Origin of the sequence: Phenylobacterium sp. VNQ135 (genome assembly GCF_049445735.1) — a bacterium.
Lineage (GTDB): Bacteria > Pseudomonadota > Alphaproteobacteria > Caulobacterales > Caulobacteraceae > Phenylobacterium.
Map to the genome: position 1 here is coordinate 149,618 of NZ_JBMSDS010000003.1, position 20,383 is coordinate 170,000.

Below are 20,383 nucleotides of genomic sequence, written 5' to 3' on the forward strand. Positions count from 1 at the left end.
CTACTGGAAGATCCAGTCGCCCGAGCCGAGCTGGCTGGGCGAGACCTTCTCGATCTGCAGGATGTAGTTCGGCCATTGCTGGGCTGTCCCGGCGGCGTCGCGGTCGAAGAGCACTTTCGTGCCGCCGGCGCCGTCGTCGATCAGCTTCAGGTAGCCGGCGCCGAACGGATCGGTCCCGGTGTAGCCCGCCGCATCGAGCAGGCCGCGCAGGTCGATCTTGTCGGCGCCGTGCTCGAAGTCGGTGATCCGGGCCGGCGACCACGGCTCCTTGCCGAACACGAACCGGTCCGCGCCGCCGCCGCCCGTCAGGATGTCGGGACCCTGGCTGGCGTTCAGCGTGTCGTTGCCCGACGTGCCGGTAAGCGTAGAGCCGGGGCCGGGCGAGTTGATCACCTGACCCGCACCGCCGCCGGTGGGCGGGGGCGTCGAGCCGTCGTCATTGGTGATCGTACCGGTCGCTGTGGCCTGGCCCAATGTCGCGCCCCACGGCCCAGAGAGCGTCAGCGTGAACGTCTCCGTCGACTCGACCGTGGTGTCGCCCGCCACCTGGAGGACGATGGTCTTGCTGGTCTCGCCGGCGGCGAAGGTCACCGAGCCGTAGAGCGGGGAACCCGACACGAAGTCGGAGCCGTCCGCCGGGTTGGAGCCCGAGCCCGAGATGCTCCAGTAGACCGTGGAGGAGCCGCTGGTCGGCCCGGTGCGGTTGAGCGTGTAGCTGAAAGCGGTCGCGCCGGAGTTCCCCTCTGCCAGGCTCAGCGATGTGGTCGTGAGCGAGACCTGCGGGTCGCCGGAGGGCGGGGGCGGCTCGGTGGTTCCGCCGCCGCCGCCGGTGGTCAGCTTGGTCCAGGTGAGGCCGGAGACAGGCACCTTTTCCAGCTGCAGGACATAGTTGGGCCACTGCTGGCCGGTGGCCGCGCCATCCCGGTCGAACAGCACCTTCGTGCCGCCGGCGCCGTCGTCCAGGAAGACGATGTAGCGGTCCGCGACCGGATCGGAGCCGGTGTAGCCCGAAGCCTGGAAGAGCTTGGAGAAGTCCAGCTTGTCCGTGCCGAGCGCAAAGTCGGTGATCCGGGCCGGCGACCAGGGCTCCTTGGCCCAGGCGAAGACGTCGGCGCCGGCGCCGCCGGTGATCACGTCCGACCCCTGGCTGGCGTTGATGGTGTCGGCGCCGGAGGTCCCGGTGACCGTCGAGCCGGGCCCTGGCGAGTTGATCACCTGACCGCCGCCCGAGGGCGGAGGCTCGGTCGCGCTGTCGTCGTTGGTGATCGTGCCGGTCGCCGTGGCTTGACCGAGCGTCGCGCCTGACGGCCCGGAGAGCGTAAGCGTGAAGGTCTCGTTTCCTTCCACTGCGGTGTCGCCGGCCACGTTGACGACGATCGTCTTGCTGGTCTCGCCGGCGGCGAAGGTCAGCGTGCCGGAGGGCAGGACATTGCCCTGGAAGTCCGCCGCGGTCGCCGGGTTCGACCCCGAGCCGGAAAGGCTCCAGTTCACCGTCGAGGCGTTGGCCGTCGACCCCGTGCGGGCGACGGTGTAGCTGAAGCCCGTGGCGCCGGCGTTGCCCTCGGCGAGGCTGAGGGTCGTGGTGGTGAACGCCAGTTGCGGGCTGGTCGGCGGGGGCGGTTCACTGGTTCCGCCGCCGGTGGTGAGCTTGGTCCAGGTGAGGCCGGAGACGGGCACCTTTTCCAGCTGCAGGACATAGTTGGGCCACTGCTGGCCGGTGGCCGCGCCATCCCGGTCGAACAGCACCTTCGTGCCGCCGGCGCCGTCGTCCAGGAAGACGATGTAGCCGTCGGCGACCGGATCGGAGCCCGTGTAGCCCGAGGCCTGGAAGAGCTTGGAGAAGTCCAGCTTGTCCGTGCCGAGCGCGAAGTCGGTGATCCGGGCCGGCGACCAGGGCTCCTTGGCCCAGGCGAAGACGTCGGCGCCGGCGCCGCCGGTGATCACGTCCGACCCCTGGCTGGCGTTGATGGTGTCGGCGCCGGAGGTCCCGGTGACCGTCGAGCCGGGCCCTGGCGAGTTGATCACCTGACCGCCGCCCGAGGGCGGAGGCTCGGTCGCGCTGTCGTCGTTGGTGATCGTGCCGGTCGCCGTCGCTTGACCGAGCGTCGCGCCTGACGGCCCGGAGAGCGTAAGCGTGAAGGTCTCGTTTCCTTCCACTGCGGTGTCGCCGGCCACGTTGACGGTGATGACCTTGGAGGTTTCACCCGCCGCGAAGGTCAGCGTCCCGGAGGGACGTGCGCCGCCCGCGAAGTCGGCCGCGTCCGCGCCGCTGACGGACCAGTTCACGGTGGACGAGGCGGTGGTCGGGCCGGTCCGCGTGACGGTGTAGCTGAAGGCGGTGCTGCCGGAGTCGCCCTCGGCCAGGGTCACGGCGCTCGTCGCGAACGAGAGCTGGGTCTGGCCCTGAGGCGGCGGCTGGCCGCCGGTGTCGTCGTTGGTGATGAAGCCCGTCGCGGTCGCCTGGCCGAGCTTCGCCCCCACCGGATTGACGAGCGTGACGAGGAATTCCTCGTCGCCTTCCTGGTAGCTGTCGCCCTGCACGTAGATCTGCACATAGGCCGTGGTCTGGTTGATCTCGAAGGTGACGGTGCCGGAGGGCAGGGCGCCGCCCACGAAGTCCAGCGCATCGGCCGGCGCGCCGCCCTGGCCGCGGACCTGCCAGCCCACGGTGACCTTTTCGCTCTGATCCCAGTCGCGGGTGAGCGTGAAGGTGTAGAGCGTGCCGCCGGAGACGCCTTCCGCATGGCTGACCCCAGCCATGGGGCCGATCGACACGATGGCGTCCACGCCGCGCGGCGGGTTGATCATGTCGTACAGCTGCTGCTGGCCCGAGGCGTTGGTGGTGATGATCTCGCCCGTCGCGGTCACGCCCGTGACGTCCCCGGCGAGCTGCCGGGTCGGCCCGAACCAGCCCTCGCCGTCGTAGGCGAAGGCGTCGAAGCCGCGGCCTCGCACCGTCCCGTCGGGCGCATCCCAGCTCGCGACGAAGCCGCCGTTCCTGGTGGCGATGATGTCGATATCGCCGGTGGCGTCGCCCAGCTCATGCCTGACGAAGGTGTTCTTCGACGGGTCGAAGATCATCACCCAGGCTTCCTTGCCCGCCCCGTCCGGCAGCATGTAGGCCAGCGCCACCTTGCCGTCCGTGAGCCACGTGCCCGTGCCGGTGAAGACGCGGCTGTCGCCGGCCATCAGGGGCGTCGCCTGGCCCACGGATCCGCCGCTGGCCACGGCGCCGAACACCGCGCCCGCGTCCTCCCAGATGACGAAGGTCTTCTCCTGCGGGAAGGTCGACGGCTTGGCGTCATGCACCGCGATCTTGGCGGTGGTCACCGCTTGGCCGCTGCCTTCGAAGGTGACCGGCGCGTTGGCTTGGCCGCTGGTGGCGCCGCCATCGGCGCGCAGGGTGGCCGCAGGCGGCTCGGGCTCGCCACGCTCGACGACGGTGTCTCCAGAGGCCAGGGCGTAAGCCTTGACGTAGTCCACCTTCATCTCGGCGGGGAACATCGTCTCGTTGGGTTCGCCGCCCCAGCCGCCGACCGCCATGTTGACGATCAGAGCCATCGGGTGCGTCCAGTTGGCGGGCGTCGCCGCCTGCATCACCGCCACGCCGTCGTAGTAGAAGGTGACCGTCGAGGGCGTCCAAAGCATGCCGTAGGTGTGGTAGCCGGACGGATCGATCTTGTAGGCGTTGTCGTAGAGGTTCTGGTCGCCGCCCCAGGCGCGCCGGTAGTCGACGTTCGGCGTGGCCGCGAGGCCCTCCATGATGTCGGCTTCCGTCTGGGCGACATAAGGCGTGGGCATCATCCAGAAGGCCGGCCAAGCGCCGAGCGCGGTGGGCAGCTCGGCCCTCATCTCGAAGTAGCCGTACTTCTGCTCGAACATGCCCATGGTGTTGAGCATCCCCGAGGAATACTCGCGGCCCCAGGCGGCCTCGCGCTGGTCCTGCTGCAGGCGCTCGGCCTTGATGGTCAGGATGCCGCCCGAGACGGTGTGCGGGGTGTAGCCGAGGTCCTCCTCACCCTGACCGTACCAGCCCGCCTTGGTATAGACCTGCCGCTCGCCGTTGGAGGTGAGGGTGTAGGCCCATTCGTCCTTCAGGTTGCCGCCGAAATCGGCGCGCCACTGACCCGTCTGCAGCGACGGATCGTAGATGTTCAGGCTGTTGAACTCGTCCTGGAAGGTGACCGCGCCGAGCTGCGAGCGGTCCAGCGGCAGGAGGAACTGCCGGTCCTGGAAGCTGGCCAGCGTCTCGTCGCGGAAGGTGAGCGTCTCGCCGTTGTTGAAGCTCAGGACGACGTCGGCGCCCTGCTGGCTCATCGCGCCGCGGATCTCGGCGGCCGTGTTGAAGCCGTAGCCCCACAGTTGAAGCTGGCTGTTGCCGTTCCAGTTGTAGATGACGTCCGAGCCTTCGCCGGCGCGGACCACGAAGGTGCACTTATCGGTGGTCGCGCCCACCAGCACGTCGTCGCCGCCGGCCCCGTAGAGCCAGTGGGTGTTGTTGTCGACGATGATCAGGTTCCCGAGGTCGTTGCCCACCGCGTAGTTGAAGGGGTTGTTGACCTGCAGGTTCTCGACGTTCGGCGCGAGCTTGATCGACGTCCAGCCGATCTGGGTGTCGATGCCGCCGCCGGCCTGCTCCTGCACGCGGTCGTTCGGGTGGGTGATCCAGTGGCGGTTGTCGCCGGACGAACCGATCAGCAGGTCGCCGCCGCCCTCGCCCGAGAGGGACGTGTGGCCCGCCGGCGCCACGATCGTTTCGTTGCCCGCCGACGTGCCGGCCACCCGACCGGTTTCGGTCGCGGACTCCGGCATAGCCTGGCCGCGCGCGTTGTAATAGACCATTCACCGAACTCCGAGGTACTGACCGGGCTCGGAAACTCCGAAGTGAAGCCTCGGTTCATTGAAGTTCGCGTGAGCTTCGCTTTCTTCCGAAATCGTGCCCGGAAGACACGTATGGCCAAGCTCCGAATTGACGAAGCTTGACCATTACCTGAAGAGACTTACCCGACGTAGATCCAGCCGGAATCCAGGGTCGAGAGCTGGACGCCCACCAGCACCATCTGGCCGCCGCCGGTCATACTGATCACGACGCCCTCCGCGCCCTGGCTGACCTGGTAGGTCGTGCCTGCCAGCAGGTTCACGCGGTCGCCTTCGGCGCGGTTGAAGTCGATCACCCGGTCGAGGCCCGCATCGCCCCAGCTGTGGAAGATGTCCGCGCCCCCACCGCCCGAAAGCGTGTCGTTCCCGCGATCGCCGGCGAGCCAGTCGTTCCCCCAGCTCGCCACGACGCTGTCGTCGCCCTGGCCGCCGCGGACCCAGTCGTCGCCGAGGCCCCCGTCGACGGTGTCGTTGCCGAGGTTGCCCAGCACCACGTCGTGCTCGTCTTCGCCATACAGCAGGTCGTTACCCTGGCCGCCGACCACCCAGTCGCCGCCGAGGCCGCCGTAGAGGGTGTCTTCGCCCCAGTTGCCGTGCATGTCGTCGAAGCCGTCGGCCCCGTACAGGCGGTCGTTGCCGTCCTCGCCGCGGAGGTAGTCCTGTCCGGCGGTGCCGGTGAGCGTGTCGTTCCCGGCGCCGCCGAACAGGCGCTGGCCGGTCAGGGTGTCGTCGCCCGGCGAGCCGCCGCTTCCTCCGCCCGGAACCAGCGAGGCGCCGTGGATGGTGTAGAGCTCGCCGCCGGCGATGACCTGGCCCGAGGCGGTGACGCCCGTGATGTCTCCCGCGAGCTGGCGCGTCGGGCCGTACCAGCCGGGCACGTCGCCGCCGTAGGCGTACTCGTCATAGGCCCGGCCCATCACCGAGCCGTCGGGCGCATCCCAGCTCGCCACGAAGCCGCCCGAGCCGGTGGCGACGAACCGCAGGTCGCCGACCGCCGCGCCCAGCTCCTGCTTCACCAGGGTGTTCTTCACGGGATCGAAAACGAGCGCCCAGGCCTCGCCGCCAACGCGGTAGCCGACGACCACCTTGCCGGTGGTGAGCCAGGTCCCCGTGCCGCTGAACTGGCCGGCGGAGCCGGCCATGAGGGCGGTGGCCTGACCGTAGCCCGAGCCGTTCCAGACCGCGCCGAACACCGCGCCGGCGTCCTCCCACACGACGAAGGTCTTCTCCGCGCCGAGGGCGGCGGGCTTCGAAGCGAAGACGGCGACCTTGGCGGACGTCACCGCCTGGCCGGTGTCGGCGAAGGTCACCGGCGTGTTCACCGCGCCGGCGGAAGACCCGGCCGACTTCAGCGTCGCGGCCGGCGCCTCCGGCGTGAGATGGTTCACGACGCTCGACCCGTCGGCCAGCGCGTAGGCGCGGACGTAGTCCACCTTGAGCTGGGCGGGGAAGGCGCCGAAGTCCGGATTGCCGCCCCAGCCGCCGACCGCCAGGTTGACGATCAGGCTCATCGGCGAGGTCCAGTTGGCGGGCGTCGCGCCGGTCAGCACCGCCTGGCCGTCGTAGTAGAAGGTGACGGTCTCCGCAGTCCACAGCATGCCATAGGTGTGGAAGCCGGACGGGTCGATCTTGTAGGCGTTGTCGTAGATCGTGCCGTCGCCGCCCAAGGCCCGGGCGTAGTGGTAGTTCGGCGTCGCCGCCAGGCCCTCCATGATGTCCCCCTCAACCGAGCCGTCGGCGGTCTTGGGGATCATCCAGAAGGCCGGCCAGGAGCCGACGGCGGTCGGCAGCTCGGCGCGGATCTCGAAGTAGCCGTACTTCTGCTCGAACGAGCCCAGGGTGTTCAGCATCCCGGAGGTGAAGTCGCGGTTCCAGGTCGCATAGGCGTCTTCCCCGGACGTGCGGGTCGCCGTGATGGTCAGGACGCCGCCCGTGACTGAGAACGGGTTGACCTCGATGTCCTGGTCGCCCCGGCCCTGGAAGCCCGGCTTCACATAGACCTGCTGCTCGCCGTTGGAGACGAGGGTGTAGGCCCACTGGTCCTTCAGGTTGCCGCCGAAGTCGGCGCGCCACTGGCCCGAGCCCGTGGAGGGATCGTAGAGCGACAGGCCGTTGAACTCGTCCTGGAAGGTGACGGCGCCCAGCTTCGAGGTGTCGAGCGGGAGCAGGAACTGCCGGTCGCTGATGCTGGCTAGGGTCTCGTCGCGGATCGTCAGGGTCTCGCCGTTGCCGAAGTGAAGGACGACGTCGGCGCCTTCCTGCCGCATGGCGGCGCGCACCTGGGCGGCGGTGCTGAGGCCGTAGCCCGAGAGGTGGAGCTGGCTGTTGCCGTTCCAGTTGTAGATGACGTCCGAACCTTCGCCCGCGCGGACCATGAAGGTGGTGCGCTGGCTGGCGGCGCCGACCAGCACGTCGTCGCCGCCGGCGCCGTAGATCCAGTGGCTGGCGTCGTCGACCGTGATGAGGTTCGCAAGCTCGTTGCCCACGGCGTAGTTGAAGGCGCCGTTGACCACGAGGTTCTCGGCATTGGCCGGGAGCTTGGCGGGCGACCACGCTGTGACGGTGTCGATCCCGCCGCCGGCGTTCTCGATGATCCGGTCGTTCGGATGGGTGATCCAGAAGCGGTTGTCGCCCGAGGAGCCGATCAGCGTATCGCCGCCGCCTTCGCCCGAAACGGACGTGTTGCCGGGCGGGGCGGTGATGGTCTCGCCGCCGGCGCTCGTGCCGGCCACGCGGCCGGACTCCGGCGCGCTCTCCGGCATGAGCACGCCGCGGGCGTTGTAATAGGGCATTTGTACAGCTCCGAGAAACGTCGCCTCAACACGCGACGGGGCCTCGGGGTTCACCGGTGACGTTCAACCGGCGCCGGAAATGGCGCGACCGCCACACCGCAGCGTGGCTGTAGGATCGCCTGTGGCCGTGGTGCGTTCTGGCGGGTTTCGCCATGCGCCCGTCGTCGGGCGGACGACGAACGGGCCGGCCGCGCCTCACTTCTTGAAGCTGCGGCCTTCGTTCTCGCGGCGGGCGTGTTCGGTGAGGGCGTCGCGGGCCTGCCGAATCCGGTCGCGGACGGCGGCGATCTGATCCTTAAGTCCGTCGGCGGCGCGTTGAGCCTCGTCGTGCGGCGAGGGGTGGCTCTCTCCCGCCTCGGGCGGTGTCGGCTCTACGGACTCGGAATTGCTCATCGGCGTGGAACGGCCTCGGGATACGTCCGAACGTGACCCCTCCGCGCCTGAACGGAAGCTGACTTCGCCTGTCAGGGTCGGGGCCGCGTCGGCGCGCCAACCGAAAGCAGGCCCGCCGAGCGCCGGTTGAGTAGCGACAGGTTGTCGCGGTTGCAAGCGGAGCCATGGGTCCTTTTTCCGCTCCGGGCGTTACGGCGGCACGCGAAGGAGCTTCTGATGCGCGCCGGTTTCGACACGCTGCAACGACGGTTCTCGGTCCATCCGCGGGCCGACGCTCCGAACCATGGGCATATCGTCGAGGGCGTCAGTTTCGAAGACGCCGCGCTGCATTTCCTGGAAGACGCCCACCCCGAGCCCGACGCCGACGACGAGGTCCAATTGCTGGTGGAGGATTGCGAGACCGGCGAGCGGCAGTGCTTTCGCATCGATCTCGAGACCGGGGAGACGGCGCCCTGCTGAGCAGGGCGCCGCCGGCCTGATTCAGAGGACCCCGAGCATCTCGGCCACGAGCGGATGGCGGACGATGTCCCGCTCGGCCAGACGCACGACCGCGATGTTGCCCACCTCCTGAAGCCGGTCGGCCACGGGGCCGAGGCCGGAAAGCTCGGGCAGCAGGTCGGACTGGTTCGGGTCGCCGGTCACCACCATGGTCGAATGCCAGCCCAGGCGGGTCAGCAGCATCTTGAGCTGCACGTAGGTGCAGTTCTGGGCTTCGTCGATGACCACGAAGGCGTTGTTCAGCGTCCGCCCGCGCATGAACCCGACCGGCGCGATCTCGATGGCGCCTTCCGCCATCAAGGCTCGGACCCGCTTCATCGAGAGGCGGTCGGAGAGGGCGTCGTAGAGCGGCCGCAGGTAGGGCGCGAGCTTGTCCTCGGCGTCGCCCGGCAGGAAGCCGATGGACTCGCCCGCCTCGACGGCGGGACGCGACAGCACGATCCGGCCGACGCGGCCGCTCTCTAGCGCCTCCACGGCCTTGGCGATGGCCAGATAGGTCTTGCCGGTGCCCGCGGGGCCCAGCGCCATGACCAGGTTCTTGTTGTCGATGGCCTCGATCAGCTCCTGCTGGCCGGGCGACTTGGCCTTGATGGTCTTCAGGTAGCCCTGCTCGCGGTCATCGTTGTGGTGGGCGAGGGGCGACCAGCCGCGATCGAGCGGGAGCCTGCGCACCTTATCGTCGCTGTCGAACTGACCGGCGTCGAACGCGCCTTCGCGCAGCTGTCGCTTCAGGGCTCGCTTGCTCATCAGGGCCTCCTCAGGGGGCAAGAAAAAAGGGCGTCCCGTGCTTGGGATCGCCCTTCGATGCGTGGGTGATGGCGGAAATGGCGGCGGCGGCGTGCGCGGCCGGCAGGCTCGCGGCTCAGTTCGGATCCGGGCGGTGAGCCCCGGGGGACCAACAGACCAGGCGCCATCCAACTCCGTCCAGCGCGAGGCGCGGAGCTTATGCCCCGCGGCGGCTACCGAGAGACCTATCGCCCTCTCGAATCGCCCGACTAGAATGAGCCTAACGTCCTTTCCGAGTCGTTAAACAGCCCATTCGCGAAAAGAAATAAGGTGGCCCGATGAGTGTCTACAACTTAGGCAATGTGACACCTGAGTTGCCGAATGATGACGAATACTGGATAGCGCCCACCGCGGCCGTGATGGGCAATGTGATTCTCAAGAAGAACGCGTCGGTGTGGTGGGGCGCGACGCTGCGCGGCGACAACGACCCCATCGTCATCGGCGAGAACTCCAATGTGCAGGACGGCAGCGTGCTGCACACCGATGCCGGCTCGCCGCTGACGGTCGGCGCGAACGTCACCGTGGGCCACATGGTGATGCTTCACGGCTGCAGCATCGGCGACAACACGCTGGTCGGCATCGGGTCGATCATCCTGAACGGCGCGAAGATCGGGCGGAACTGCCTCATCGGCGCCAACTGCCTGATCACCGAAGGCAAGGAGATCCCCGACAACTCTCTGGTCATGGGCGCGCCGGGCAAGGTGGTGCGCGAGGTCAGCGAACAGCAGGCCATGGTCATGGCGGCCGGCGCCCACCACTATGTGGAGAACTGGAAGCGCTATCGGCGGGAGCTCGCGGTGGTTCCGAGATGACCGGCCCCTTGCACACATTCCTCTCACTGAAAGGGACGGCGAGTCGCCGGGAGTGGTGGACGGTGGCGGCCTTCTGCGGCGTGCTCCACGTGACCTTGCTGGTGCTCGGGTTTGCGACCGGCCTGATCTATTTGGCGGTGTCGGCCTGGCAGAATTGGCTGCTGCTGGCGCTGCAGAACGTCGTCCTTGGGCTGTTGCTCGCGCCGGTGTCGATCCGTCGGTTGCGCGATCGGCGAATGTCCCCGTGGTGGTACGCCGTACTCCCCGCATGGGCTCTGGCTGCTCCGCACGTCCTCCGTATGGCCGATGACGCCGACCGCTTGGTGCTCGGAAACGCCATCCAGATCGCCGGCATGCTTCTCGGCCTGTTCGTGATGGTCCAACTGGCCTTGCTGCCCTCCAAGGCTGCTCCCGAAGCCGGCTTGACGGACGCTGCGGCGCCCGGCGCCTGATCGCCCTCTATATAAATGCGGAGGGAGGCGCCGATGGCCTATGAGTTCATCCGGGTGGAGCGGGAAGGCCCGATCACCACCTTCATCCTGAACCGGCCCGAGGTGATGAATGCGCTGCATTCGCCGGCGCACTTCGAGCTGCACGAGGCGTTCGACGCCTTCGCCGCCGATCCCGAGCAGTGGGTGGGCATCGTCACCGGCGCGGGCGACCGGGCGTTCTCGGCCGGCAACGACCTCAAGCACCAGGCGTCCGGCGGGGAGATGAAGAGCCCGCCGTCGGGCTTCGCGGGCCTGACCTCGCGGTTCGACCTGACCAAGCCTCTGATCGCGGCGGTCAACGGCGTCGCCATGGGCGGCGGGTTCGAGATCGCACTCGCCTGCGACATCATCATCGCCTCGGAAGCGGCGACCTTCGCCCTTCCCGAACCGCGGGTCGGCCTGGCGGCGCTGGCCGGAGGACTGCACCGGCTGCCGCGGGCCATCGGCACGAAGCGGGCCATGGCCATGATCCTCACCGCCCGCCGCGTCTCGGCGGCGGAGGGCAAGGAGCTTGGCTTCGTGGCCGAGGTGACCGCGCCCCAGGACCTGATGCGGACGGCGCGCGAATGGGCCAAGCAGATCTGCGAGCTCTCGCCGATGTCGGTGCGCGCGTCCAAGGAGGCCGTCTATCGCGGCCTGGACGAGGCCAGCCTCGAAGCGGCCATCCGCGGCCAGAACAAGTATCCGGCCGTGGAGGCCTTGTTCACCTCGGAGGACTTCAAGGAAGGCCCGCTGGCCTTCGCCCAGAAGCGCCCACCGCAGTGGAAGGGGCGCTAGCCGGCGGCTGACGGAGCCTTGTTCCGCGGCGGCAATCCCGCCACAGTTCGCCGCGACGACGGGGGTGCGTATGGTCGATGTGGACGCGGCGGGGGCCGTGGCGGGAGCGGTGCATGGCGGCGGGCTCGGCGCGGCCGTCGAGAAGCCGGCGGGCAAGGCCGGCGAGGCCCAGCACATCTGCACCGACTGCGGCGCCGAGATTCACGGCCGGTTCTGCTCCAGCTGCGGCCAGCCCGCCCACCTGCACCGCACCCTGCTGCATCTCGGCGAGGAGGTGCTGCACGGGGTCATGCACTTCGACAGCCGCTTCTGGCGGACCGTTCCGCTGCTCGCGTTCCGGCCGGGCCGGCTGACGCGCGAGTGGGTGCACGGCAAGCGCACCCGCTACGTCTCGCCGATGGCCATGTTCCTGTTCACGATGTTCGTGCTCTTCATGGGGCTGAGCTATTTCCCCGTGGACGGCGGCAACAGCGTCGTGGGCCAGCAGGCCCTGGCCACGGCCGACCTGGCGCGCAAGAACACCGAACTGGCCAACGCCGAGGTCGCCCTGGAGAAGGCCACGCCCGAGAACAAGGCCGCGGCCCAGGCCCGCGTCGACCGCGCCCGGGCGGCGGCCGAGACCGCCGGCGAGCAGATCGGAAACGTCACCGACACCGCGCGCGTCAGGACCGACATCAGGACGGTGATCGGCTCCGACGCCGCCGACGCGGTCAACACCGGCAACAAGAAGCTGGACGAGAAGATCCGGCACAAGCTCGAGAACCCCGAGCTCGCGCTCTACAAGCTGCAGCAGGCCTTCTATAAGTTCTCGTTCCTGCTGATCCCGATCTCGATCCCCTTCGTGGCCTCGCTGTTCCTCTGGAAGCGCGGCTTCACGCTCTACGACCACGGGGTGTTCGTCCTATACTCGTTGACCTTCATCTCCTGGCTGGTCATGGCGCTGGCCATCGGAACGCGGATCGGCGGCATCGTCTCGGCGCTGCTCTGGATGACCCTGCCGTTCGCGATCCCCGTGCACATGTACTACCAGCTCAAGGGCGCCTACGGCCTGCGCACGTTCTCGGCGCTTTGGCGGACGTGGTTCCTGCTGTGGTTCTGCACCTTCGCCCTCGGGCTGTTCGTGGCCGCGGTGACGGTGCTCTCGGCCTAGAGGCTGACGCAGGGACGCGCTTGCAAGAACCTGACGCCTGCGTCACCTTTGCCGCAGAACGAGGTGAACGAGGACGCGCCCATGCCCGGCTCTGGCGAACGCTATGACTACATCATCGTCGGCGCGGGCTCGGCCGGCTGCGTGCTCGCGAACCGCCTCACCGAGGACCCCGGCACGCGGGTGCTGCTGCTGGAGGCGGGCGGCAAGGACGCCTCGCTGCTGGTGCGCATGCCGGCCGGCGTCGGGAGCCTGATCGGCAAGCAGGGGCCGTTCAACTGGGGCTTCTGGACCGAACCCGAGCCGCACCTCGACAACCGCCGCCTCTGGTGGCCGCGCGGCAAGGGCTGGGGCGGGTCGTCGTCGATCAACGGCATGATCTACATCCGCGGCCACGCCCGCGACTACGACCAGTGGCGGCAGATGGGTCTCGCCGGCTGGGGCTACGCCGACGTGCTGCCGTACTTCAAGCGCTCAGAGACCTTCGAGGGCGGGGCGGATTCCTGGCACGGCGCCGAGGGCCCGCTGCACGTCTCCAAGGCCAGTTCGCCGAACCCGATCTATCGCGCGGCCATCGAGGCCGGGGCGCAGGCCGGCCATCCGGTGACGAGCGACTTCAACGGCTACCAGCAGGAAGGCTGGGGTCCGTATCAGATGACCATCCGCGACGGTCAGCGCTGGAGCGCGGCGCGCGGCTATCTGCACCCGATCCTGAAGCGGCCGAACCTGACCTGCCTGACGGGCGCGCGCACCACGCGGGTGCTGGTCGAGAACGGCCGCGCGATCGGCGTTGAAGTGGTGGAGGGCAAGAAGCCTGCCCGGGCGATCCATGCCGACGCCGAGGTGATCGTGGCCGCCGGCGCGGTGCAGTCGCCGCACATCCTGCAGCTGTCGGGCATCGGCGACCCGGACGATCTGACGGCGCACGGCGTGAAGCTGGTGCACGAATCCAAGGGGGTGGGCGCCAACCTGCAGGACCATCTCGACGCCTGCCTGTCGTGGGAATGCCCGCAGCCGATCACCGTCTATTCCATGCGCAAGGGCGTGAAGCAGCTCTTCGTGGGGCTCGACTACATGCTGCGCGGTCAGGGGATCGGCCGGGAGAACTTCCTGGAGAGCGGCGCCTTCCTGCGATCGCGGCCCGATCTCGACCGGCCCGACCTGCAGGTCCACACGGTGCTCGCCATCATGCAGGACCACGGCAAGGTGCAGGTGGAGAAGGACGGCTTCACCTTCCACGTCTGCCAGTTGCGGCCCGAGAGCCGCGGCAAGGTGGGCCTCAAGAGCGCCGATCCGCTGGCCGATCCCGCGATCTTCGCCAACTACCTCTCGGCGGAAGAGGACCGCCGCGCCATGCGGGAAGGCGTGAAGATGATGCGCGACGTCGCCGCCCAGGCGGCGCTCGACCCCTACCGCGGCTCGGAGTACGCGCCCGGCAAGGACGTGAAGACCGACGCCGAGATCGACGCCTGGATCCGCCGCGCGGCCGAGACGATCTACCACCCGGTGGGCACCTGCCGGATGGGCGCGGCGGGCGACGCCATGGCGGTCGTGGACGGCGAGTGCCGGGTCCAGGGCCTGGAGGGCCTGCGGGTTGTCGACGCCTCGGTCATGCCGACCCTCGTGGGCGGCAACACCAACGCGCCCACCATCATGGTCGCGGAGAAGATCTCCGACGCCATCCGCGGCCGCGCGTTCCTGCCGGCCGAGGATGCGCCGGTGTTCGGCGACGAGAAGGCGGCCGCCTAGAGCCTACTTGGGCTGTCCGGCCTCGGGCCGCACGATCAGCTTGAAGGCGGTCTCGTCCTTCAGCCACGTCCGCGCGGCGCGCTGCACGTCGTCGGCGGTCACCTTCTGGGTGCCAGCGATGGTCTCGCGGATCGTCTCCAGCCGGCGCGGCTCGAACTGGGCGCCGGAGAGCTCGGCCAGCCAGTACTGGTTGGTGACGCGCGCCTTCTGCAGCCGCTCCAGGCGGGGCGACTTGGCTCGCTGCAGCTCGTCGGCCGTCGGCGGCTTGGCCTTCAGATCGGCGACGATCTTGGCGACGTCGTCGAAGAAGGCCGGCAGCTTCTCGGGCGGCACCTCGACGCTGGCGGCCACATAGCCCCAGCCTTGCCAGACCATGCTGTGGTTGACGCCCACGTTCGGCGAGTAGGTCGCGCCCTGGGCCTCGCGCAGCTCGTCGAGCAGCCGCAGGCTCAGCACCTCGCTCATCACCGCCGTCTCGCGGGCCCGCTGGGGATCGGCCCAGTAGTCGGTCGTGGGCCAGGCGACATAGCCGATGGACTGGTCGGCGCGGCCCTTGTGGGTCAGGACCAGCGGGGCGCCGCCGCCCTTCGGGAAGGCCACCTTCTTCGCAGCCTCGGGCACGGCGGGCGCTTCGGGGCGGGCGGGCAGGGCGCCGAACGTCGTGGCCGTGGCGGCCAGAGCCTGGTCCACGGTGATGTCGCCCACGATCACCACCTCGATCCTGCCATCGGCGAGATGCGGCGCGACCTGACCGGTCAGGTCCGACAGCTTGGCGCTCGCGATCTCCTCCCGGCTCGGGAAGGTCCAGCGGCGGTCGCCGCCATGCAGCAGGCCTGACAGGTCGCGGCTCAGGACGCCGCTGTCGGTGGACTCGAACTGGTCGTGGATGGTCTTGCCGGCCGTCTTCAGCCGCTGGAAGGCTTCGTCGCGAAAGCCCGGCTCGGCGACATAGGCCGCCAGCACCTGCATCTGGGTGGGCAGGTCGCCCGGTCGCGTGGAGCCTGAGAAGACGAAGGCGTCGTCGCCGAGGCCGAAGCGGGCCCCGAACACCTTGTCGGCCAGCACCCGCTCCATGTCGTCGGTCTCGATTTTCTTGAGGCCGCCTTCGACCAGCGCGCTGGCCGCCCAGCTCGGGCTCTGGCGTGTGGACGAAAGGTCCAGCAGGCCGTCGCCCACGTTGACGCGCACCAGCACCTCGTCGTCGCGGAACTTCGTGGGCTTCACGGTGAGGCGCACGCCATTGGCGAAGCGGATGAAGGTCGCGCCCATGTCGGCGACCTCGCGTCGCTCGGCGACCTGGCCAGGCGGCCCGAAGCTCTCGTACGGCCACGAGACGGCGGAGGCCTCGGCCGGCGGCTGCACGGGGGTCTTCTGCGAGGCTTGGAAGGCGGCCATCAGGGCCGCATCACCGCCTTCGACCGGCTTTGGCGTCGCCATGAAGACCAGCGGGCCGCCGCCGTGGAAGGCGGACTTCAGCGCCGCTGACGCGGTGGCCGCGGTCAGGCCCTTCACCGCCTCCTCGAACAGCGCCAGATCGTCCGCCGGCGCCGTGACCACCTGGTCGTCGTCGAGCGACGCGACGATCTCGTTGGCGAGCTCGGCCTGGCGTCGGGTGTTCGCGCCCGCGACGGCGGTGCGGAGCAGGGCGCGCATCTCGGTGATCTCGCGATCGAGCTCGTCCTGACGGATGCCGTAGGTGAGCGCCCGGCGCTGCTCCTGCTCGGCCGCCGCCATGGCCTCGGCCCAGCGGCCCGGTTCGGCCGCCACGCTCACGACCGCGACGTCGGCCTCGTCCTCCTGCTGGAAGGTGTAGGCGGTGGCGCCGATGAAGGGCGGGTTCGCACCGCGCGCCAGGCGCGAATAGCGGCGATTGAGCGTCGCCAGAGCGAGGCTCTCCACAAGGTCGCGCTTCCGCTTGGCTTCGGTGTCGGGCGAAAGGTCGGGCTTGGCCACCCAGGCGATCTGCAGCGAGAGCTGGGCGCCCGGCTCCACCATCAGCTTGGCCTCGGGGCCGCGCGGCGCGACCTTGCCCTGCTCGGGATCGGCGCCGGCCGGCCCGACGCCCTTCCAGTCCGAGAACCGGGCGCGGATCTTCGCCTCCATCGCGTCGACGTCGAAGTCGCCCACCGCCACGAACACGGCCCGCTCCGGCCGATAGTACCGGTGATAGAAGTCGGCGACCTGGGCCGCCGGCGCGGTCTTCAGCACCTCGACCTTTCCTATGGGCATCCGCTGCGGCAGCCGCTGGCCCTTCAGCCAGAAGGCGAGGCGTTCCTTGACGATCCGGTAGCCCGGCGTGTCGCGGGCCCGCTCCTCCGACAGCACGACGCCGCGCTCGCGGTCGACCGCCGGCTGTTCGATCAGCAGGTTCGAGGCCGACTCGCGCATGAGCATGAGCGAGGTGTCGACGGTCTCGGGGTCGGTCTTCGGCAGCTCCAGCATATAGATGGTCTCGCCGAAGCCGGTCGAGGCGTTGGTGTCCGGGCCGAACGCCAGGCCAAGACGCTCCAGCATCTTGGTCATCTCGCCTTCCTTGACGTTCTTCGAGCCGTTGAACGCCATGTGCTCGAGGAAGTGGGCGAGGCCCTGCTGGGCGTCGGTCTCCATCATGGCGCCGGCGTCGATGCGCAGGCGAAGCGAGGCCTGGCCCGGCGGGATCGACTGCTTGCGGATGGCGTAGCGCATGCCGTTCGGCAGGACGCCGAAACGGACCGCGGGGTCGGCCCTGAGGTCCGACGCCGCCTGCGGCCAGCGCGCCGGCTGGGCGGCGAGGGCGGGTTGGGCGGCAAACAGCAGCGCCGTGCCGAGCGCGAGGCCCGCACGCAGAGAGCGGTTCATTCGGATTGTCCCGGGAAGTCCTTCAAGGCCGCGCCACCATCGCGGACCCCGAGGGCCATCGCAAGGCGCTCTCCCGACGCAGATGTGGCGGAGCCTTAGGAACCATCGGGGCGGCCGTACGATCAGAGGTGGAGCGCACGGGAGATTTCGCCATGTCCATGGACTTCGAGAACGATAACGCGTCCGGCCTGCGGCCGCTCGCCGTGGTGACCGGCGGCTCCAAAGGCATCGGCTTCGAACTGGCGCGGGAGTTCGCCGAGCATGGCTACGATCTGGTGATCTGCGCCGAGGATGTGGGCGTCCTCGGCGAGGCGGCGCAAGCGCTGAGCGGCCTTGGCCCCGACGCGGGATCGCAGGTGCGCACCGTCTCCGCCGATCTCTCCACCTACGAGGGCGTTGAACAACTCGCCGGAGAGCTGCAGGCCCTCGGCCGCCCCATCGACGTGCTGGCCGCCAACGCGGGGGTCGGCGTCGGCGGCGACTTCGCCCGCGAGACCGACCTCGACGACGAACTGCACATGATCGAGCTGAACGTCAGCGGCCAGGTGCATCTGATAAAGCGCGTTGTCCGCGAGATGGTGGAGCGCGACCGCGGCCAGATCCTGATCACCTCCTCGATCGCCGGCGTGCTACCGGGCCCTCGCGAGGCGGTCTATGCCGCGACCAAAGCGTTCCTGCGCTCGTTCGGGCACGCGCTGCGCAACGAACTCTCGGACACCGGCGTCGGCGTCACCGTCCTGATGCCCGGGCCGACCGAGACCGAATTCTTCGAGCGCGCCGGGCTCGAGGACACGCGGGCAGGGCAGATGAACAAGGACGATCCCGCGATGGTCGCCAAGGCCGCCTTCCACGCGCTGGAGCATGACCGCGCCCAGGTCGTCGCCGGGGTGAAGAACAAGGTCCAGGTGGGTATGGCCGCCGCGATGCCTGACACCGCCAAGGCCGCTTTCCACGGCGAGATGACCAAGCCGGCCAAGGAATAGCGCCGGCGAGGCCGCTCGCGTCGGCGGCCAAGACGGCCTACATGGAGGCGATGCACGTCGCCCGTTTCGAAGCGCCGGCGGACGGAGGTCCGCGCCTGCCGCCCCACCGCGAGCAGCCGGAACGCCGCCGGACGCCGGAGCCGGTATTCAACGCGCCGTGGATCGTGCTGTTGCTCACCGCCGTCCTCATCGGCGGCTATGCCTTCCAGAGCCGTTTCCCGCTGCCGGCCGTGGCCATGTCCTACGCCTTCTCTCCGGCGCTGCTGGAGGAGGGCCGATGGGAGCGGCTGTTCACCGCGCTCTTCCTTCATGGCAACTGGACGCATGTGCTGATGAACGCCGGCTTCTGCCTCGCCTTCGGCACGCCCGTCGGCCGGTACTTCGGCGGTCGCCTCTCCGGCGCGGCGTTGTTCATGCTCTTCTATCTGACGTGCGGCGCGCTCTCGAGCCTCGGCTATGTGGCGCTTCATCCCGGCGAGCAAAGCGCGCTTCTGGGCGCCTCGGGGGCGGTGTCGGGGCTGATGGGCGGAGCCGCACGGCTGATGGCGGGCCATGGTCGACCGGGGCCGATCCTCTCGCGCACCGTGCTGGGCATGGGCGGCGTATGGTTCGCGATCAACGCAGTGATCGGCCTGCTGGGCTCGGGCCTGCTGCCGGGAGCTGAGAGCGCGGCGGTGGCGTGGGAAGCGCACATCGCCGGCTTCATCGCAGGCGTCCTGCTGTTCGGTCCCTTCGCCTGGATCGCCCGCCGGACCTAGGTGCCCGCTTCACGCGTGCGTGAGACCGCAGGTTGCAGCGTTGAACCCTGGCACGTTCTGAGCAACGGTGTTCTCCCAGTAACGGATGGGAGAGACCCGATGTTGGTCTCACAGATACTCCGGACCAAGGGCGACAGCGTGTTCACCACGCGGCCGGGCGAGACGCTCGCGGCCGTCGCCGAACTGCTCCATTCCAGGAACGTTGGCGCCCTCGTCGTCATGGACGCCGAGCGCGTGGTGGGCATCGTCTCCGAACGGGACGTCGTCCGCGCCGTGGCCGAGGATGGCCCACGGGCGCTGGAGCGGCCGGTGTCCGACTACATGACCGCGAATGTGCTGTTCGCCGAGCCCGGCGAGACGGTCGACGGCCTGCTGGGCCGGATGACCGATCGCCGGATCCGCCACCTGCCGGTCTGCAAGGCCGAGCGCCTGGTCGGGATCGTCTCGATCGGCGACCTGGTGAAGTCGAAGATTTCCGAGGTGGAGGCCGAGGCCGACGGCCTGAAGGCCTACATCGCCGCCAGTTAGGAGATACCCTCCGAGCGAGGGCTGGAAGCCGGCTGCCCGCCGGCGAAAGGGCGAGGAAGACGCAAAGCGCGCCTTCCTCGCCCGTTTTCGTTGTTAGCTCAGCAGCGGGTGAGGGGATTCGGCTGCGCCCGTCCGGGCCGCGTCCGCCAGGGTGTAGGCCTCGAGCACGTCGGCGGTGGCGTCGCGGGCGCGGGCCAGCGCCTCGCGCAGCGTGCAGGTCTCCAGGTCCGGACAGTCGGCGCACTTGCGGAAGCCGAGTCGCGGCGAGACACAGGGCGCCAGCGCCAGGGGACCATCGATGACCCGAATGATCTCGGCGAAGGCGATCTCGCGGGGGGGACGCGCCAGGGTGTAGCCGCCGAACTTGCCGCGGCGGCTGACCACGATCTGGTTGCGGGACAGCTCCAGGAGGATCGCCTCCAGGAACTTGCGCGGCGCGCCCGCCCGCGTGGAAAGCTCGCCGGCCGAGAGCTGGGCGCCGTCGCCCCGGGCGAGCTCGACGAGCGCGCGCAACGCATACTTGGCCTTCTGCGACAGCATCCCGGTGGCGCCTCCCTATAAGAGAGAGGGTTTGTGACGGGCGCGGGCCGCCGGCGCAAGGAAGGCGCCGCGAGCGTCCGCCGCGCCAGGCCGCCGCACCCCCTTATAAGACGAGGCCGCAGCCCCATCTGTGAGCCTCTGGCGGCAGGGCTCCCGACCTCCCGATATCAACGCTCTTCCGAAAGTTTTCGGAACGCTGTTGACGGGGCTCCGGGGGCCAACTAGATAGCCGCCTCCCGCTCGGGGGCGGGCCGATGAAGAGACGAGAACGAGAACCTAAGTTCTTGAAATCGCTCTGCTAATCGACCTATCTCCGAGCATCGGCCGCAGCGCCGGAACAGGATGGAAGCTTCCGCTTCCGGAACGTTTCGGAGCTGTTCGACCCGAAGAAGCGGACGTGTCCGTGGATCGGT

The 20,383-nt window shown here is 69.1% G+C and carries 15 protein-coding genes; 9 read left to right on the forward strand and 6 right to left on the reverse strand.

Annotated features, from left to right (window positions below; all coding sequences use genetic code 11):
• The 3 genes from ACO2Q0_RS11865 to ACO2Q0_RS11875 all read right to left on the reverse strand — a co-directional run bounded on the left by ACO2Q0_RS11865 (window position 1) and on the right by ACO2Q0_RS11875 (window position 8,063).
• Complete coding sequence (locus tag ACO2Q0_RS11865) at window positions 1-4,842, reverse strand: Calx-beta domain-containing protein (protein ID WP_423351733.1); 4,842 nt, start codon at window positions 4,840-4,842, stop codon at window positions 1-3.
• A 158-nt stretch (window positions 4,843-5,000) separates the two neighbouring features.
• Entirely contained in the window at window positions 5,001-7,670 is a 2,670-nt protein-coding gene (locus ACO2Q0_RS11870; protein ID WP_423351734.1) for a family 16 glycosylhydrolase, read from the reverse strand.
• Window positions 7,671-7,865: 195 nt separating this feature from the next.
• Window positions 7,866-8,063, reverse strand: coding sequence for a hypothetical protein (locus ACO2Q0_RS11875; RefSeq protein ID WP_423351735.1), 198 nt, complete (start codon window positions 8,061-8,063; stop codon window positions 7,866-7,868).
• A gap of 216 nt (window positions 8,064-8,279) precedes the next feature.
• Here ACO2Q0_RS11875 and ACO2Q0_RS11880 point away from each other — a divergent pair, with 216 nt between their 5' ends.
• Window positions 8,280-8,522, forward strand: a complete 243-nt coding sequence (locus ACO2Q0_RS11880) for a DUF5961 family protein (protein WP_423351736.1) — start codon at window positions 8,280-8,282, stop codon at window positions 8,520-8,522.
• A 21-nt stretch (window positions 8,523-8,543) separates the two neighbouring features.
• On the opposite strand, the gene ACO2Q0_RS11885 is transcribed toward ACO2Q0_RS11880, so the two are convergent.
• Entirely contained in the window at window positions 8,544-9,308 is a 765-nt protein-coding gene (locus ACO2Q0_RS11885; protein WP_423351737.1) for a PhoH family protein, read from the reverse strand.
• A gap of 317 nt (window positions 9,309-9,625) precedes the next feature.
• Here ACO2Q0_RS11885 and ACO2Q0_RS11890 point away from each other — a divergent pair, with 317 nt between their 5' ends.
• From ACO2Q0_RS11890 to ACO2Q0_RS11910, 5 genes are all read left to right on the forward strand, one after another.
• The gene (locus ACO2Q0_RS11890) at window positions 9,626-10,159 is read left to right on the forward strand and encodes a gamma carbonic anhydrase family protein (protein WP_423351738.1); all 534 of its coding nucleotides are present in this window, start codon (window positions 9,626-9,628) and stop codon (window positions 10,157-10,159) included.
• The gene (locus tag ACO2Q0_RS11895) at window positions 10,156-10,611 is read left to right on the forward strand and encodes a DUF805 domain-containing protein (RefSeq protein WP_423351739.1); all 456 of its coding nucleotides are present in this window, start codon (window positions 10,156-10,158) and stop codon (window positions 10,609-10,611) included. Before ACO2Q0_RS11890 ends, ACO2Q0_RS11895 begins: the two co-directional genes overlap by 4 nt.
• Before the next feature lie 33 nt (window positions 10,612-10,644).
• On the forward strand, window positions 10,645-11,427 hold the full coding sequence (locus ACO2Q0_RS11900) for an enoyl-CoA hydratase-related protein (protein ID WP_423351740.1): 783 nt from the start codon (window positions 10,645-10,647) through the stop codon (window positions 11,425-11,427).
• A 70-nt stretch (window positions 11,428-11,497) separates the two neighbouring features.
• A complete protein-coding gene (locus ACO2Q0_RS11905; RefSeq protein WP_423352265.1) occupies window positions 11,498-12,577 on the forward strand; it encodes a DUF3667 domain-containing protein in 1,080 nt (359 codons plus the stop codon).
• A gap of 81 nt (window positions 12,578-12,658) precedes the next feature.
• Window positions 12,659-14,323 (forward strand): choline dehydrogenase, encoded by a 1,665-nt coding sequence (locus ACO2Q0_RS11910; protein ID WP_423351741.1) that lies wholly within the window; start codon window positions 12,659-12,661, stop codon window positions 14,321-14,323.
• A gap of 3 nt (window positions 14,324-14,326) precedes the next feature.
• Here ACO2Q0_RS11910 and ACO2Q0_RS11915 read toward each other — a convergent pair whose 3' ends face one another.
• Window positions 14,327-17,161 (reverse strand): M16 family metallopeptidase, encoded by a 2,835-nt coding sequence (locus tag ACO2Q0_RS11915; RefSeq protein ID WP_423351742.1) that lies wholly within the window; start codon window positions 17,159-17,161, stop codon window positions 14,327-14,329.
• Window positions 17,162-17,313: 152 nt separating this feature from the next.
• Here ACO2Q0_RS11915 and ACO2Q0_RS11920 point away from each other — a divergent pair, with 152 nt between their 5' ends.
• From ACO2Q0_RS11920 to ACO2Q0_RS11930, 3 genes are all read left to right on the forward strand, one after another.
• The gene (locus ACO2Q0_RS11920) at window positions 17,314-18,144 is read left to right on the forward strand and encodes an SDR family NAD(P)-dependent oxidoreductase (protein ID WP_423351743.1); all 831 of its coding nucleotides are present in this window, start codon (window positions 17,314-17,316) and stop codon (window positions 18,142-18,144) included.
• Between the two features lie 50 nt (window positions 18,145-18,194).
• The gene (locus ACO2Q0_RS11925; RefSeq protein WP_423351744.1) at window positions 18,195-18,902 is read left to right on the forward strand and encodes a rhomboid family intramembrane serine protease; all 708 of its coding nucleotides are present in this window, start codon (window positions 18,195-18,197) and stop codon (window positions 18,900-18,902) included.
• 99 nt (window positions 18,903-19,001) lie between these two features.
• Window positions 19,002-19,430 carry a CBS domain-containing protein gene (locus ACO2Q0_RS11930; protein ID WP_423351745.1) on the forward strand — a complete coding sequence of 143 codons (429 nt, stop codon included), beginning with the start codon at window positions 19,002-19,004 and terminating at the stop codon, window positions 19,428-19,430.
• Window positions 19,431-19,523: 93 nt separating this feature from the next.
• On the opposite strand, the gene ACO2Q0_RS11935 is transcribed toward ACO2Q0_RS11930, so the two are convergent.
• The gene (locus ACO2Q0_RS11935; protein ID WP_423351746.1) at window positions 19,524-19,970 is read right to left on the reverse strand and encodes an RrF2 family transcriptional regulator; all 447 of its coding nucleotides are present in this window, start codon (window positions 19,968-19,970) and stop codon (window positions 19,524-19,526) included.
• Window positions 19,971-20,383 lie beyond the last annotated feature (413 nt).

Bases quoted from the DNA above. Each gene is read 5' to 3' on its own strand.
- ACO2Q0_RS11865 (WP_423351733.1), bottom strand. From the start codon at position 4,842: ATGGTCTATTACAACGCGCGCGGCCAGGCTATGCCGGAGTCCGCGACC.
- ACO2Q0_RS11870 (WP_423351734.1), bottom strand. From the start codon at position 7,670: ATGCCCTATTACAACGCCCGCGGCGTGCTCATGCCGGAGAGCGCGCCG.
- ACO2Q0_RS11875 (WP_423351735.1), bottom strand. From the start codon at position 8,063: ATGAGCAATTCCGAGTCCGTAGAGCCGACACCGCCCGAGGCGGGAGAG.
- ACO2Q0_RS11880 (WP_423351736.1), top strand. From the start codon at position 8,280: ATGCGCGCCGGTTTCGACACGCTGCAACGACGGTTCTCGGTCCATCCG.
- ACO2Q0_RS11885 (WP_423351737.1), bottom strand. From the start codon at position 9,308: ATGAGCAAGCGAGCCCTGAAGCGACAGCTGCGCGAAGGCGCGTTCGAC.
- ACO2Q0_RS11890 (WP_423351738.1), top strand. From the start codon at position 9,626: ATGAGTGTCTACAACTTAGGCAATGTGACACCTGAGTTGCCGAATGAT.
- ACO2Q0_RS11895 (WP_423351739.1), top strand. From the start codon at position 10,156: ATGACCGGCCCCTTGCACACATTCCTCTCACTGAAAGGGACGGCGAGT.
- ACO2Q0_RS11900 (WP_423351740.1), top strand. From the start codon at position 10,645: ATGGCCTATGAGTTCATCCGGGTGGAGCGGGAAGGCCCGATCACCACC.
- ACO2Q0_RS11905 (WP_423352265.1), top strand. From the start codon at position 11,498: ATGGTCGATGTGGACGCGGCGGGGGCCGTGGCGGGAGCGGTGCATGGC.
- ACO2Q0_RS11910 (WP_423351741.1), top strand. From the start codon at position 12,659: ATGCCCGGCTCTGGCGAACGCTATGACTACATCATCGTCGGCGCGGGC.
- ACO2Q0_RS11915 (WP_423351742.1), bottom strand. From the start codon at position 17,161: ATGAACCGCTCTCTGCGTGCGGGCCTCGCGCTCGGCACGGCGCTGCTG.
- ACO2Q0_RS11920 (WP_423351743.1), top strand. From the start codon at position 17,314: ATGTCCATGGACTTCGAGAACGATAACGCGTCCGGCCTGCGGCCGCTC.
- ACO2Q0_RS11925 (WP_423351744.1), top strand. From the start codon at position 18,195: ATGCACGTCGCCCGTTTCGAAGCGCCGGCGGACGGAGGTCCGCGCCTG.
- ACO2Q0_RS11930 (WP_423351745.1), top strand. From the start codon at position 19,002: ATGTTGGTCTCACAGATACTCCGGACCAAGGGCGACAGCGTGTTCACC.
- ACO2Q0_RS11935 (WP_423351746.1), bottom strand. From the start codon at position 19,970: ATGCTGTCGCAGAAGGCCAAGTATGCGTTGCGCGCGCTCGTCGAGCTC.